17 protein-coding genes are annotated in these 15578 nt (G+C 43.1%); 3 read left to right on the forward strand and 14 right to left on the reverse strand.

Going from position 1 to position 15578, the window contains the following annotated elements; genetic code table 11:
• Positions 1 to 2121: fibronectin type III domain-containing protein (locus J1N09_RS00005; RefSeq protein WP_265197326.1), on the forward strand; the 2121-nt coding region annotated here is incomplete at its 5' end.
• A 71-nt stretch (positions 2122 to 2192) separates the two neighbouring features.
• On the opposite strand, the gene J1N09_RS00010 is transcribed toward J1N09_RS00005, so the two are convergent.
• The 14 genes from J1N09_RS00010 to hemA form a co-directional block, all read right to left on the reverse strand.
• Positions 2193 to 2579: a hypothetical protein gene (locus J1N09_RS00010; protein ID WP_265197327.1), complete on the reverse strand. Its 387-nt coding sequence runs from the start codon at positions 2577 to 2579 to the stop codon at positions 2193 to 2195.
• A 45-nt stretch (positions 2580 to 2624) separates the two neighbouring features.
• Complete coding sequence (locus J1N09_RS00015; RefSeq protein ID WP_265197328.1) at positions 2625 to 3338, reverse strand: 3'-5' exonuclease; 714 nt, start codon at positions 3336 to 3338, stop codon at positions 2625 to 2627.
• Between the two features lie 45 nt (positions 3339 to 3383).
• Positions 3384 to 4544: a serine hydrolase domain-containing protein gene (locus J1N09_RS00020; protein ID WP_265197330.1), complete on the reverse strand. Its 1161-nt coding sequence runs from the start codon at positions 4542 to 4544 to the stop codon at positions 3384 to 3386.
• 9 nt (positions 4545 to 4553) lie between these two features.
• On the reverse strand, positions 4554 to 5027 hold the full coding sequence (locus J1N09_RS00025; protein ID WP_265197331.1) for a methylated-DNA--[protein]-cysteine S-methyltransferase: 474 nt from the start codon (positions 5025 to 5027) through the stop codon (positions 4554 to 4556).
• Positions 5028 to 5085: 58 nt separating this feature from the next.
• Positions 5086 to 6189 carry a CNNM domain-containing protein gene (locus tag J1N09_RS00030; protein WP_265197332.1) on the reverse strand — a complete coding sequence of 368 codons (1104 nt, stop codon included), beginning with the start codon at positions 6187 to 6189 and terminating at the stop codon, positions 5086 to 5088.
• A gap of 64 nt (positions 6190 to 6253) precedes the next feature.
• Positions 6254 to 6766 (reverse strand): DinB family protein, encoded by a 513-nt coding sequence (locus J1N09_RS00035; protein WP_265197333.1) that lies wholly within the window; start codon positions 6764 to 6766, stop codon positions 6254 to 6256.
• A 15-nt stretch (positions 6767 to 6781) separates the two neighbouring features.
• Positions 6782 to 7756, reverse strand: a complete 975-nt coding sequence (hemB, locus tag J1N09_RS00040) for a porphobilinogen synthase (RefSeq protein WP_265197334.1) — start codon at positions 7754 to 7756, stop codon at positions 6782 to 6784.
• Between the two features lie 10 nt (positions 7757 to 7766).
• Complete coding sequence (hemF, locus tag J1N09_RS00045) at positions 7767 to 8669, reverse strand: oxygen-dependent coproporphyrinogen oxidase (RefSeq protein ID WP_265197335.1); 903 nt, start codon at positions 8667 to 8669, stop codon at positions 7767 to 7769.
• Positions 8666 to 9409 carry an EI24 domain-containing protein gene (locus J1N09_RS00050; protein WP_265197336.1) on the reverse strand — a complete coding sequence of 248 codons (744 nt, stop codon included), beginning with the start codon at positions 9407 to 9409 and terminating at the stop codon, positions 8666 to 8668. The genes hemF and J1N09_RS00050 overlap by 4 nt, the downstream gene beginning before the upstream one ends.
• Entirely contained in the window at positions 9409 to 9900 is a 492-nt protein-coding gene (locus J1N09_RS00055; RefSeq protein ID WP_265197337.1) for a DUF6973 domain-containing protein, read from the reverse strand. Before J1N09_RS00055 ends, J1N09_RS00050 begins: the two co-directional genes overlap by 1 nt.
• Before the next feature lie 2 nt (positions 9901 to 9902).
• On the reverse strand, positions 9903 to 10931 hold the full coding sequence (gene hemE / locus J1N09_RS00060; protein ID WP_265197338.1) for a uroporphyrinogen decarboxylase: 1029 nt from the start codon (positions 10929 to 10931) through the stop codon (positions 9903 to 9905).
• Positions 10924 to 11586: a uroporphyrinogen-III synthase gene (locus tag J1N09_RS00065; protein WP_265197339.1), complete on the reverse strand. Its 663-nt coding sequence runs from the start codon at positions 11584 to 11586 to the stop codon at positions 10924 to 10926. Before J1N09_RS00065 ends, hemE begins: the two co-directional genes overlap by 8 nt.
• Entirely contained in the window at positions 11583 to 12491 is a 909-nt protein-coding gene (gene hemC / locus J1N09_RS00070) for a hydroxymethylbilane synthase (protein ID WP_265197340.1), read from the reverse strand. Before hemC ends, J1N09_RS00065 begins: the two co-directional genes overlap by 4 nt.
• Before the next feature lie 2 nt (positions 12492 to 12493).
• Positions 12494 to 13759, reverse strand: coding sequence for a glutamyl-tRNA reductase (gene hemA, locus J1N09_RS00075; protein ID WP_265198094.1), 1266 nt, complete (start codon positions 13757 to 13759; stop codon positions 12494 to 12496).
• A 195-nt stretch (positions 13760 to 13954) separates the two neighbouring features.
• Here hemA and J1N09_RS00080 point away from each other — a divergent pair, with 195 nt between their 5' ends.
• Together J1N09_RS00080 and J1N09_RS00085 are read left to right on the forward strand one after the other, a co-directional pair.
• Positions 13955 to 14848 carry a helix-turn-helix transcriptional regulator gene (locus J1N09_RS00080; RefSeq protein ID WP_265197341.1) on the forward strand — a complete coding sequence of 298 codons (894 nt, stop codon included), beginning with the start codon at positions 13955 to 13957 and terminating at the stop codon, positions 14846 to 14848.
• Between the two features lie 68 nt (positions 14849 to 14916).
• Positions 14917 to 15546 (forward strand): DUF4760 domain-containing protein, encoded by a 630-nt coding sequence (locus J1N09_RS00085; RefSeq protein ID WP_265197342.1) that lies wholly within the window; start codon positions 14917 to 14919, stop codon positions 15544 to 15546.
• The last annotated feature ends 32 nt before the right edge of the window (positions 15547 to 15578 follow it).

Below are 15578 nucleotides of genomic sequence, written 5' to 3' on the forward strand. Positions count from 1 at the left end.
CTTACGGCTTCCAATACTACCCAGACCACCACTGATCTGAGCTGGACAGCCTCTACGGATAATGTAGGTGTAACGGGATATGACGTTTATGAAGGCGTAACACTTATCGGCACAACCGCCACAACTAGTTTTAATGTTACGGGGCTCACCGCGGCGACTTCATACTCCTTTACCGTGGTTGCCAGGGATGCGGCTGGTAACACATCTGCCGCGAGTAATGCGGCAAACGTGACCACTCTGGATCCACCGGACACAGAGGCACCTACCTCTCCTACCAATCTTTCGGCATCAAATGTCACCATGACGAGTCTCGACCTGTCCTGGACGGCTTCGACCGATAATGTAGGAGTAACCGGATATGAAGTTTACGAAGGTGTCAATTTGTTAGGATCTACGGCAGGAACGACCTTTAATGTTTCCGGGCTAAGTATGGCGACATTATATACCTTCACGATAGTGGCCAAGGATGCTGCTGGAAATTTATCGGTACCTAGTGCGCCACTGGATGTTACTACCATGAGTGATACAATAGCTCCAAGTGCTCCAACAAATCTTACGGCTTCTAATACTACTCAGACCACTACTGATCTGAGCTGGACTGCTTCTACGGATAATGTAGGCGTAGCTGCGTACGATGTATATGAAGGGGCGGCTGTAATTGGCTCAACCGGCAATACAAATTTTACTGTTTCAGGCTTGACTCCTTCAACGAGTTATGCGTTTTCAGTTGTGGCTAGGGATATGGCTGGGAATCAGTCTTCCCCGAGCAATATCGCCAATGTTACCACCCTCGATGAAGCAACCGGATGCACTGGAGGTATCTCAGCTTATCCTTATAACGAGAGTTTTGAGGGATCCTTTGGCGGATGGACACAGTCATCCAATGATGACTTGGATTGGCTAAGAGACAGTGCGGGAACACCCTCTAATAACACAGGCCCTTCGGCAGCAATTGATGGAAGCGTTTACATTTACGTTGAGGCGTCAGGTAACGGAACCGGTTATCCGAATAAGAGAGCTATTATTACATCTCCGTGTTTTGATCTGTCCAGCGAAAGCATTGCAATATTCAGTTTTAATTATCATATGTTCGGATCTACCGATATGGGTTCATTAGCACTTGAAGCAAGTGGAGATGATGGAGTTACATGGAACACGCTGTGGAGTCAGACGGGTAACCAAGGAAACTCCTGGCAAGATGTTTTTGTCGATCTATCCGCATATCTTGGCGGTGGTGTTCAACTGCGTTTTAATCGACTGACTGGTGGGACTTGGCAGGCCGATATTGCAGTTGATAATCTTCAACTACTGAATGAGTTAAATAGTGGCTGTTCGGCGGGATTAGCCCTTCCGTATTCTGAAAGCTATGAAAGTTCTTTTGGGGATTGGACCCAATCTACTAATGATGACCTTGACTGGACAAGGATCTCAAATGGCACACCTTCCAATAATACTGGGCCATTAGGCGCATCAGACGGATCATTCTATGTGTATGTCGAAGCGTCCGGAAATGGAACGGGCTATCCGGATAAAAGAGCAATTCTGAATTCACCGTGTATTGACCTCAGCACCTTTAATTCTGCAACTGTTAACTTTGATTATCATATGTTTGGCACTACAGATATGGGAATTATTTCCCTTGAAATAAGTACCGATAATGGCACTTTGTGGACCAGTATTTGGAGTCAAACCGTCAATCAGGGAGATCAATGGAACGGCGTAAGTTTGGATATTTCCAGTTACGTAGGAGGTGGAGTACAACTTAGATTCAACAGGCTTACCGGAGGTACTTGGAGAGCAGATGTTGCGATTGATAACTTCTCCATAACCGGTTCTATGTCGATGGCTCCAGTAACAACACCGATTGAGCAAACATCTGCAACCACCGTTTCGGAGATCAAGGAATTCACTCTTTATCCTAATCCGGTTCGTCAGGGTGTGCTGAATGTTGGATTTACTGGAAAAATAGACTCATATAAAATCTATAATATGTATGGCCAGGTAGTATTATCGGGCAATTTCATAGAATCGATTGATGTATCCCAATTAAGTGCAGCAGCTTATTTAATTGAGCTGCAATCCGGAGAGGATAGACTGAAAGGATATTTCATTGTTGAATAGAAACACTCAAGCTAAAAGCCTCCTGATAACAGGAGGCTTTTTTTATTTTAAACTTAAATTATCTTCTATTACTAAAGAGGATCGCCAACTTTCACATCGCAACGATGCCCTGGTTGGCCATGCGGTGGATTTATCTTCGGGTTAGCAGCTCCTGAATTAGTGTTCAATGGCGTAGCCGAATTTGTGTTTGCCGGAGGGGAATTCAAGGGTGCACCTACCGGAATATCACATCGGTGGCCAGGTTGGCCATGAGCCGGATTCTTGGCAATAGCTTCAGATGTCTCTGATGTCTCAGTTGCCGGAGTTTTGGTCATCTTTTCACTTACAGGGGTTATGTCTACTTTATTCCCATCGGCGGAACCCTTTTTTGCGTCTTCCCTACAGGAAGCTACCAGAATGAACAACATTGTAGTACAGATCAGGCCTAATAGACCAAGTTTATGTTTGAAAGTCTTCATATCATCAGTTTTTGATCGACTGTAAAGCTACAAAAAACAATACAGCTAAACCGAAACGACCTCATCTTCTTCAAGCAGGGGGTCATTTCGCAAACGAAGAAAGATCTGAGCCACAGTAACTGTGTCCTTTTCACAGTACTTAATGATTCGATCGATATCCGCTTCATCATAATAGACATCCCGTACCTGGCTTCCGTCTATGTCGTCCTTGGGTGAGGGAATACCTAAAATATGAGCCATTAGTTTTAGGGAAGTGAAAGTCTTGTAGTCCCCGAATTTCCACAATTCCATGGTATCCAGATGAGGAACCTCCCAGGGTTTTTTCCCGAATAAATTCAGCTTATTGGGTAGTGGTATACCGTGAATGATCATTCGCCTGGCGATATAAGGGAAATCGAATTCCTTACCATTATGGGCACAAAGGAGGTGATGCGGACGATTGAAGTGAGTCTCCAGTAAATTCTTGAATTCCTTAAGAATGACGTCTTCATCACCATGAAAACTGGTCACCCTGAAGTTCTGTTGATCGCCTTTCAGATTAAAAAACCCGGCGGAGATACAAATAATCTTACCAAATTCAGCCCAAATACCGGCACGGTCGTAGAATTCCTTTGGTGTGAATTCGTCCTTTCGCTGGTATTGGGTCTTTTGCTCCCACAAATCCTGGGCTAAAGGGTCAAGTTGGTCGTAATGCTCAAACTGGGGTACGGTTTCTATATCCAGGAACAGTATGTGTTCAGGATTTATTCTATTCAACATAGGATCATTGAATTATTGGGGAGTCATCTTAAAAGTACAAAAATATCAGGAACTCCCGTTCAACATCTTGTACCCCTCTTCGATATAGATCCCAATATCCTCGGTGAATTTTCCTACCCCTGCATCCGGACTCTTGGAATGTCCAAGACGAACAATGATGACATTGTCCTCAGGATTTACAATGACATACTGGCCCAGGTGGCCACGCATCATAAAAAAGGATTTTCCATCCGGGCTATCATACAACCACCAGCCATACCCGTACTGCGGACTCTCAGGGAATCGAGGTCGCACAGACAGGTCCACAAAAGCCGAATCCAGCACTTGTTTGCCCCGCCATTTTCCGTGATCCTTATACAACTTCCCGAAACGCGCGAAATCTCGGGCGTTTCCCGCAACACAACAATAGGCTTTTACCATTCCGTTGTCTTCGCTGTCTACCTGCCAGGGGGCATCGGCTTTCGCGCCCAGTGGTTTCCAGAAGGATGCACTAAGGTATTCACTAAGGGTCATCCCCGTAGCCTTTTCAATTACCATGGCTAGTAACTGTGTGTCTCCACTGGCGTATTTGAACTTTTGCCCCGGCTCCTCCACTACTTTGAGTCCGAGGATCACCTTGTTCAGATCGTCGTCAAAATAGGCACGTGTCGTAATGGAAAACGGGGAATAATATCTTTCATCCCAATTGGTTCCGGAGGCCATAGAAGATAGGTCTCCCACGGTCATTTTCGCCGCTATCCCTTCGCTGAATTCAGGGAAAAAGTCACCTACCGGCTGATCAAGCCCTCTGATATAGCCCTGTGAGATCGCTTTGCCCATCATTCCTGAGACCATGCTTTTTACCATGGAGAAAGAATTGGTTTTACTATCTGCATCATACCCATCGTAATAATTCTCGTACCAAACACTATCGTTCTTGATGATCATGTAGGCGATAGTGCCTAGTTCAGCATTGACTTTTTTCAATTCTGATGTTTCTTCTACGCTATTGTACTCTTTGTGCAGGGGCCATTCATCGTGTTTGCCGGATTCGATTGTACTATTGTCGAAATAATTATAATCGTCCAGGAAAGCGGTAGTATGACCGTTGAGGTAAATGGTTCTCACTGCTTTCAGTAAGTAATCTGTGTCTGTGATGTAGAGTGTTGCTACCAGCAGAACAACCAGGACTACCAGGACTTTGAGGAATTTTTTCAGATATTTCATATTGTTATTTTAGAATAATTGGGTTTGTTTAACCGGACTCTCATGTTCCAGCAACCACTTTTTACGATGCAGGCCTCCGGCATAGCCAGTTAACGAGCCATCGCTGCCAACAACTCTGTGGCGTGGTATTATGATGGCTATAGGGTTTTTTCCATTAGCGGAAGCCGCAGCCCGTATCACTTTTGGATCTCCAAGTTCATTAGCGATCTCTTGGTAAGATTTTGTTCTGCCAAATCTCACTTCACCCAATGTTTTCCACACTCTTTTCTGAAAATCAGTGCCATTTGGGTTCAATTTCAGTTCGAAATCGGTTCTGACCTTACTGAAATATTCCCGGAGTTGCGCTACGACAGGCTTTAGTGACTTAGGGATTTCTTCGGAACTTACCATAGGATCATCTACAAAGGAAACTTCGGAAATACCCTCGAGATCACCGGTGATTCGTAGCATTCCAAGTGGCGTTTCCATGGCATATTGTTCCATGTTTACGAATTTACTTATTTTCAGTAGTAATTCTGAAAAGAAAACACAGAAGTGAAGATCAATCCTCTGACGGCTCCTGATTCTGGGTCTTATCCGTAAGATCGATACCCATGCGTTTTGCGCGGCGCTCCCAATTCCTGCGAGCTTGTTTCTGCATGTCCTCAATGGCGTCACTTTCGTCCATGATCTCCAGGCCGAGCAAGGTTTCAATAATATCTTCCATGGTCACGATACCAATGGTATTTCCGAAGTCGTCCACCACCAGAGCGATATGCCCTCGTTGCTTGATAAACTGGTCAAATACTTCGGGGATTGGTTTCTCGTCTTCAACTACAAAAATATCGCGACGAATATCGGCTAATACCTTATTACCTCTTTCCTGAACAATCTCTTCCAGCAGATCATCTTTAAGAACAAACCCGGTGATATTGTGTGATTTTTCCCGATAAATAGGAATTCGGGAAAACCGCAATTTCTGATGCCCTTCATAGAATTCCTGGAGCGAGGTTTGTTCGTCTTCCATTATAACAACAGGGAATGGGGTCATGATGTCTTTTGCCTGTACCGACTTAAAGACAAGAAGGTTTTTGATCACCACACTTTCGCTTTCTTCGAAAACACCTTCCTGCTCCGCCGCATCGGTTATAGCTATAAACTCCTCACGGCTCATAGAAGTAACATGGGCCGATTTCCCAATCAATTTAGTGGTAAGCATCAGCAGCCATAAAATGCCTGTATACTTCAGGGGAAAGATGATGACCCTAAGGGTTATAGCCGTAAAGGCACCTAGTTTTTTCCAGTAAGTCGCTCCAATCGTCTTCGGAATGATTTCAGAAACAATAAGTACCAGCAAGGTCATTATTGCAGATACGACCCCCACTATATTGAACCCGAGGATCTCCACTTTATACGGAAGCTTTTCAGCTTCAACACCAACGAGAATAGCACCTACCGTATGAGCGATGGTGTTGATGGTAAGAATAGCGATCAAAGGTTGATCAATGTCTTTCTTGAGTTGCGTTAGCGTTTGCGCATACCCTTTACCTTCCTGGTCTTTGAGGCGAAGAAAGGTGGGTGTAAAGCTCAGCAATGCCGCTTCCAGGATGGAACACAGGAAGGAAAACAGAATAGCGAGAAAGGCATAAAGAATGAGCAGAGTCATGCACGCGAAATTTATTGCAAGTTAAGACAATACTGAAAAATGATGGTTCATTATTACTTGGAAATTACCAACCTACGTATGAAGGGGGCTCAATTCCCTTGAGATTCAGGTAAACTATTAACTGGCCCCGGTGATGAGTGAGATGATCTTGCAATAGATTCAAAATTTGAAGTCGGCTTTTAGGACCAGCGAAAAAAGAAACGGTTTCAGCCAACTCTTCCTCCGTAGTATTTGCGATTACTTCGCTGGTATTTTCGAATGATTGAGTTAATGATCTGATCAATGCCTCTTTTGTTCCATCTGTTGCAGTAACTGGCGCGTCCTTTTCCTGAAAATAACTATTCGTTAACCATTCGATGTTTTTTTGAATGTGCAAAAGTTGCTCTTCAAACGACATTTGTCTCTCGGTAGGTTTAAACCCGAAGTCTTCTTCCGGCATGGCCTTGATCACTTCAAGCAGGTAGTTTTTGGAATTCTCCCATTTTTCGAGGAAAGCCCCTTTTGGGGTTTCTTGCTGGGCATTCAGATGAGTTCCACACATAAGGATACACAAAAATATAAAGAAGGTTCTTTTCATATCATAATTTATTAATTAGGATAGCATTTTAACTACATCTTTAGCGAAATAACTCGCGATAATATGAGCGCCTGCCCTCTTGATAGCTGTGATCTGTTCCATCATTACAGCATCGTGGTCTAACCATCCCTTTTCAGCAGCGGCTTTCAGCATGGCGTATTCCCCACTCACCTGGTACACAGCTACGGGAACATCCACACTGTTGCGAATATCACGTACGATATCAAGGTAACACAGTCCGGGTTTCACCATAACGATATCGGCTCCTTCGTTTATATCCATTAGGGTTTCCCGAATTGCTTCATCCCGATTGGCAGGGTCCATCTGATAGGTCTTTTTGTCTCCAAAACCGGGTGCCGAGTCCAGCGCGTCTCGAAATGGGCCATAAAATGCCGAAGCGTATTTGGCACTGTAACTCATGATCCCGGTATCGTGAAAGCCTTCATCTTCGAGTAGGGTTCGGATTTCAAAGATCCTTCCGTCCATCATGTCGCTGGGAGCGACAAAATCGGCGCCTGCTTTTGCGTGGCTTAAGGCCATTTCGGCAAGTACGGCATTGGTGTCGTCGTTTAGTATTTTTCCTTCGGAAACGATACCGTCATGTCCAAAACTGGAATAGGGATCGAGGGCGACATCCGTCATAACTACCATCTCCGGAGCCGTTTCTTTCACGGTTCGAATTGCTCGCTGCATCAAACCTTCGGGATTGAGGGCTTCCTTTCCCGAGTTGTCTTTCAGTTCATCCGGAACTTTCACAAACAGCAGCACTCCTTTCAAACCCAGTGACCACAGCTCGTTTACTTCCGAAGTAAGTAAATCCAGGCTGTAGCGGAAATATCCCGGCATGGAAGAAATCTCCTCTTTTACGCCTTTTCCTTCAACCACAAAAAGCGGGACCAGGAAATCATCTGGCGCGATCAGGGTTTCTCTCACCAAACTCCGAATGGATTCGGAAGTTCTTAATCTTCGGTTTCGTCTTAATGGATACATAGTTTAACCTTTAAACCCAATTCCTGGGATTTTTCAAAACATTTTCCAATTTTTCTTCCTCACTTCCCGGCTCAGGCTGAAAATCATAACGCCATTGCACATGAGGAGGCAAACTCATAAGAATACTCTCAATCCTTCCATTGGTTCTCAACCCAAACAGGGTCCCTTTATCGTGCACCAGGTTGAATTCCACATAGCGCCCTCGCCGTATTTCCTGCCAGTCGCGATGATTTTGCTCGTATAGAAGGTCCTTTCTGCGGTTTACTATGGGAACATAGGCTTCGAGAAAGCTGTCGCCTACTTCAGTAATAAAATCATACCAGCGCGCCAGGGACATGTCATCAACAGGCTTTAAATAATCGAAGAAAAGCCCTCCGATTCCCCTGGCTTCGTTTCGGTGCGAATTGTGGAAGTATTCATCACATCGTTTTTTGAATTTGGGGTAAAATTCCGAATCGTGACTGTCACAGGCATTCTTGCATACCGTATGAAAATGAACTGCATCTTCCTCGAAAAGATAATAGGGAGTTAGATCCTGCCCTCCGCCAAACCACTGAGTAGCGATGTTTCCTTCAGAATCGTATAGTTCGAAATAACGCCAGTTGGCATGCACCGTTGGGACAAATGGATTTACAGGATGGATCACCAGGCTTAACCCACAGGCGAAGAAATCGGCGTCACTTACACCGAAATACTGTTGCATACTCTCTGGCAGTTTTCCGTGTACTTCACTGATGTTCACACCGCCTTTCTCAAATACATTTCCCTCCTGGATTACCCGTGTTCTTCCACCACCACCTTCGGGGCGCTCCCAAAGATCTTCTTTGAAAGTGGCTTTTCCGTCTATGTCCTCGAGTGCTGAGGTGATAGTGTTCTGAAGGTCGCGTATATAAGTTACAAACTGCTCTTTCATTTTTCTTCTGAAGGGTTTAAGATCTTAACGGTCTCGGTTGTTGCGGCGGTTACCGATAGTGGAAGGACCAGGATAATACCAATAACAGGTATTAGCAACATCAGCATGAAAACCATACCGTTACCGATGGCAATTCCGCGGTGATCACTCACAAACCGGACACTTTTTGTATAACCAAGATGTCGTTCCAATGTATAGTCCATATTTCCGAAGCCTGCGTAATAGGATTGTACGAAAAACAGGAGGAAACCGGATAAAAAGCCAATCACAGGGATGAAGCCAAGTATAAAAATTGGTATTGAAAGAAAGATCTCCATGATGAGGTTTCTTCCATTTACTTTTATGCCTCGCCAGAGCTGAGCCATAAAGGACGTATTCCGGTGTTCGGGTGTAATACCAGTTATGTGTGCCTCGATCTTTTCTGAAACAGGACTCATAAAGGGTGCGCTTAACGCGAGGACAATATGTTTATATAGAATGAGACCAAGGGCGACGATGATAAGCCCACCTATAAAGTCACTAATCGCTCTGAAAGTCTCCGACCCCCATTCCCAAACCCAGGCTTTTGCGATGAATCCTCCAATATTGTCAGAAAGGCCATAAGCGCCAAAACCAACTAGCACAGCAATGACCACACTAATTAGGATGGGAACACCGAAATATTTCCACAACCCCAGGTCGCTTATTAGCTTAAAAGTTCCACTGTAGGCTCGTAGTCCTCGAATTATATTTTTAAACATTATTCTGAAATATACACTAACTGATCCTCATCAGCTGAAATTTCTTCAATTCTTGCAATATTTATGGCATTTTCGGTCATTTTCAGCAATTTTTCGACGTTTTCCATCATATTTTCAGAAAAACCAACTAAAAACTGTTCCCTCCCAATTCTGTTATTATGCAAATCCATGGCAACATCCAATGGTTCGTTTTTTGTCACTTTTTCATATAAATCTGTGACTTTTTTAGCCCATTTAGATGATTTTCTGTCATTTTTAAGCCATTTTTGGCAAAAACGGCAAATTTCAAAGTTCCAAAGTGCATGGCGAAAAGCATTGGCCTTTCCGTTGCCGTGATGGGCCATTTTCCCAAACCGCGCATCGCAAATTTTAACGGTATATTTCGATGCTCGTATGGTAGGTGCGATCAAGAACGGATTCGTTACAAAGAGAAGCCCAAAACGAAAGAGTTGTGGGATGCTCATTTGTCGAATACGTCTCCAGATATTCATTGTTAGTCCGTTCGATACGATTTCACCGCTTCTATAAATGCAGCTGCATTCTCTACAGGTACATTGGGTAAAATTCCATGACCTAAATTTACAATATATCGGTCTTTACCAAATTCATCTATCATCTGCTTCACCATTCGTTTTATTTCTGAAGGAGGACTAAATAAGCGCGATGGATCGAAATTTCCCTGTAAAGTTATTTGTCCGCCGGTCAGGTATCTTGCATTCCCGGGAGAACAGGTCCAGTCCACGCCCAATGCTGAGGCCCCGCTTTTCGCCATGGTATCCAACGCAAACCAGCATCCTTTTCCGAAAGCAATTACATGAGTTTCGTCCTTCAGGGCATCAATGATCTGCTGAATATATTTCCAGCTGAATTCCTGGTAATCCTCCGGAGACAACATCCCTCCCCAGCTGTCGAACACCTGTACTGCATTAACGCCTGCCTTTACTTTTTCCTTGAGATAAGCAATGGTCGTGTCCGTTATTCGCCGGAGTAGATCATGCGCCACCTTTGGATCTGTAAAACATAACTCCTTGGCCTTAGCAAAGTTTTTGGAGCCCTGGCCTTCTACACAGTAGCATAAGATAGTCCACGGACTTCCGGCAAAACCGATAAGCGGGATCTCATCGTTTAATTTTTCCTTGGTCATTTTAATGGCATCCATCACATAGCCAAGGGAATCCTGAATATCCGGGATGATAACCTTGTCCATGTCTTTTTCCGAACGGATTGGGTCCGGTAGCCAAGGCCCTACACCGGGTTTCATTTCCACATGAATGTTCATGGCCTGGGGGATAACAAGTATGTCGCTGAAAAGGATAGCAGCATCCATACCGTATCTGCGAATGGGTTGAACAGTGATCTCACTGGCCAATTCCGGGGTCTGACAACGAGTAAAGAAATCGTACTTCGCTTTGATCTCCATAAATTCCGGCAAATAGCGCCCAGCTTGTCGCATCATCCATACCGGAGGGCGCTCAACACTCTCTCCTCGCAGGGCCTTCAGAAATAAATCGTTCTTAATCATTAGTTCTCAAAATTTTTACTGCTTTGGCAATCACACTTTCTATAGTAGTTTGATTGGCAACGTGCACGTTGGGAGTATATTTTCGGGCCTCGGAAGCAGTGGTTTCACCTATGCAAATAACAGCTGCACTCCCAGTTTTATTTTGTTGTGTAAAACTATCAACTCCACTAGGGCTGAAAAACAGGATTCCATCAAATATTTGGTTAAAACTCCTTGTTTTTAACTCAGTTTTATATGTTTTTAGCTCAAAAAGTTGATTTTTTGACGAATTTAGGCGATCTGGTAAATCGCTCTTACGAAGGGTTCCGCTGAAAAAATAAAAATCTTCATTTTCGAACGTTTTATCAATAAAATCAGCTAATTCTGAAGCATTTTTGGCCGTTTTTACCACATTTTGACCAAATTCAGTCAATTTTGTGGCTGTTTTGGGGCCAACGCAGTAGGTCTTTTTAATTTGAAGATTTTCAGGCTTGTTTTCGAACACTATATCGACTGCATTTCCGCTGGTGAAGATCGCATTATCAATCTTGTTTGGAAAGTCAAATTTAAGTGGAATAATTTCGATGGCATTGTAGTCCACGAATGAACATCCGGCATTGAGCAGCAATTCCTTTTGTGCAAGGTTCAATTGTTTTGTGGATAGTAATCTTTTCACTGCGCTTTCCGTATCTCCTCCATTAATTCCTTCCCGCCCTCATTCAATAATTCAATCGCGCTCGACTTTCCTAAGTCCAAATGCTCACCTAGTGAAATACTCTTCTTAACATCAAGCTTTTGCTTACCGTCGAGGGAAAGTAGTGTCCCTTGGAAATGAACGGTGTCGTCCGAGATCGTTGCCAGGGCGCCAATAGGGGCCGTACAACCGCCTTCCAGAACATTGAGGAATTCACGCTCGACACCTGTACAGATAGCCGATTCCTCGTGGTTAAGTTTTTCAGTGACTTCCCTGCTAAAATCATCAGTTTCCAATGCTACAACTACCATAGCCCCTTGAGCAGGCGCGGGTACCATCCAGTGCAGCGATTCGAATTCGTCCGGCAATACATTGATCCTCTCCAGGCCGGCTCTTGCGAAAATAGCACCTTGCCAATTGTTATCGGATAGTTTCTGCAGTCGGGTATTTACATTCCCGCGCAACCCAACCACTTTGTGATCTGGATAACGATTGAGCCATTGAGCCTTTCTGCGCAGACTACCGGTGGCAATGGTGCAGGACCCATCGGGATGAAATTCCCCCTTGTGAATCAGTATGTCTTCAGAAGATGCCCTTTCCAGTACGGCGGTTTGTACTATGCCTTTGGGTAGGAGGGTTGGGACATCTTTCATGCTGTGAACGGCAATATCCACCTCTCCGTTTAGCATAGCAATATCAAGGGTCTTGGTAAAAATGCCCGTAATACCTAATTCATATAGGGGTTGATTTAGGATGAGATCACCGGTGGATTTCACGGGAACTAGTTCCGCTTGGTATCCCAGCTTTTCTAAAGCTGATTTCACCGTGTTGGCCTGCCAAAGGGCCAGGGTACTGTCCCTCGTCCCGATTCTTATGATTTTGCTCACACCTATTGGGTTGGTAGTTTAAAAACTTGCTTAATCAGTTCAATGCTTTCTGAAGTAGGGGCGTCGCTGTTTTTAAGGTGATTCGCAAATTGGGTAGTGATCTTTTGGATAACCCGATCGGTAACAACGCTGGCTTGTTCCTCGTTAAAATCGGAAAATTTCTTCCTTTGGTTATCGATCTCTCCTTCCTTGATCTCGGCAAGTTTTAGCTTAAGCGCTTTAAGGGTGGGGGCAAACTTTCTGTTTTCAGCCCAGGTATTAAATTCTTCCTCGATTATCTCAATGATCTTTTCTGCCATTGGGACTTGTGATTGCCTGTGTTCCAGAGTACTATCAGTCACTTTTACCAGCTCGTCCAGGTGTACCAGGGTAACCATTTCGTTTTCCGTCACATCGGGTGAGACGTTCTTCGGAATGGACAGGTCTAGAATAAGCAGCGGTTGTTTCAGGTGAAGCAGATCTTTATTTATCGTAGGGTTTTGAGCTCCCGTAGCGACAATTAGAACATCACTGTGCGCTATTTCCGATTCAATTTCCGAATAATCCTTAACAACCAGGTTGAATTTCCCGGCCATTTCTTCGGCTTTCGGTTTGGTGCGATTTATAAGCGTGATATGTTTGTTTTGGGTATGTTTTATGAGGTTTTCACAGGTGTTTCGACCAATTTTACCAATTCCGAAGAGTAAAATATCCTTTTCAGAAACATAAGGAACACGTGCCATTATATACTGAACCGCTGCAAAACTCACGGAAGTTGCACCTGAAGAAAGTTCGGTTTCATTCTTGATCCTTTTACTTGCCTGGATCACCGCGTTGGCCAGCCGCTCCATATATGCGTTGAGAATGCCCATTTTTTTAGACAATCTGAATCCTTTTCTCAACTGACTAATGATCTCGAAATCACCTAGTATCTGGCTATCAAGTCCTGTTGCGACTTTAAAAAGATGTGATACCGCTTCTTTTTCCCGATAAACATAGGCTACGGTTTCAAATTCTTCAGCTGTACCATTTGTGAATTGGCAAAGGAGTTCGATGAGTACCTCGGGTGAAGAGGCAAATCCGTAAAGTTCGGTGCGATTGCAGGTTGAGAGGGCACTTAAAGAAGTAATTCCCTGCTTTCTTGCTTGTTCAAGTAGCTGAATATTAGCTTCTTCAGTCAAACTAAAATGACCCCGAGTTTCGGCGTCGGCTTTTTGGTAGCTCAACCCGATTGCATAGAAATGCAATGCTCCCTGAGGATTTGTAAACGATTTACCGTTAGAATTCATACCTGAGGTGCAAAAATAAAGTCTCATAAAATCAAAAAATAACGCCAGAGGCATCAAATATGTCGAAACCTGTTAATTAGTGCTAAAAATTGACATTTATCATCAAATTCGCCTAATTTCGGCATCTCACAACGTCTGTTATGCGTTGTTATCTAGAATAGTTCTAAATAATAACTTTAATTTCTGAGGAATGTCATGTTGGAAAATGTCGCTCAAAGTATTTACGATGAAATTTCATTAGATTCGGAAATATTTATACTGAAATTCACTAATGATACTGATGATAACAATCTGTTTAAGAGAGAGGTGAGTTCCAGTTATATACAGTTCCATTTTTGTGTAAAAGGGTCTGCTTCATTCAGTTTCAACAATGGAAATTACCGTTTACCGATTACTGAATCAACATCCCTGTTATTGTACAATCCTCAAAGGGATCTGCCCATTGAGGTGGCTGTTAGTCCGAGGTCTTGGGTTCTGTCACTATTAATTCCTATAAAGAGTTTTCACGCCTTGTTTTCTCGTGATGCCGATTATATCACTTTTCTGAGTGAGGAAAACAAGGATCGCAAGTATTATAAGGATGCCCCTATAAATCCGTCTATGGCTATTGTAATCAATCAATTGCTGAACTACAACCTACATCCTACGGTAAAACCGCTCTATTTTAAGGCGAAAGCGTATGAATTGCTGAGCCTGTATTTCAATCGGCCTTCTGATGGGAATATTGAACAGTGCCCGTTTCTGGTGGATGAGGATAATGTAGCGAAGATCCGAAGGGCAAAGGAGATCATTCTCAAGCGAATGGCAGAACCACCATCGCTTCAACAACTGGCAGATGAGGTTCAGTTACCAATAAATCGACTGAAAGAAGGATTCAAGCAGATCTATGGGGATACTGTTTACAGCTTCCTGTTTGATCACAAAATGGAACTCGCCCGTCAATTGCTGGCCACCGGATCACATAACGTGAATGAAGTAGGCCTGAAAGTGGGCTATAGTACGGCCAGTCATTTTATTTCTGCATTCAAGAAAAAATACGGAACGACTCCCAAAAAGTATGTGATGGGACTTTCTAATGGCGGAAAATAATTCCTCTTGTTACCTATAAGATTTTGACTAGGAGAATTTAATGTATACATTAGATAAAAATTCTCATTATGAAACACGAGTTAAATATTAAATACAGAATAAAATATGTTTGGTTAGGAGTAATTCTAATGATTATAGGTGGAATTGTACTGTTTGCTTCTTTAGACTATTACGATATTTATTTCGGTGTTAGGGAGGTAATTATCTATGTCGCTGGAGTGAGTGCAACGATGACTTTGTTTTATCATGCATTCAGCTTGGAATATCAGATTAACACACAGAATAAAAACCTGGATCTTCAAAGAGCAAAATATACCTACGATATTCTATCACAATGGACAAGTCCTGAAATGAGAGAATGTGTTAATGAGGTTCGTAATTTATTGATAACTCCGGCTCGAGAGAAAGAATTAAATGATATTACTAAAATTCAAGATTTTGCCGAGTATTTAAAGAAAAATCAGAAGGACAGAAGCTACCTTGTTCAAACCTTAAATTATTTCGAAACTATTTCTACTATGATTGAAACCAAACATATTGATTTGGATATTGTTAAAAAGACTTTTAAATCGCTATTTGTTAGTTATTATTTGGTTCTAAAGAATTATATAGATTTTAGGCAGAAAGAATATCCCGATAGTTGGATGTATTATGAGAAAATATGTAAAATATGGATCGAGGACAATAAAACGGCATAAGATTTGTTTTCTTAACTAATGAATTAATTTTT

Origin of the sequence: Aureitalea sp. L0-47 (assembly GCF_026126405.1) — a bacterium.
Taxonomy (GTDB): Bacteria; Bacteroidota; Bacteroidia; order Flavobacteriales; family Flavobacteriaceae; genus Pukyongia.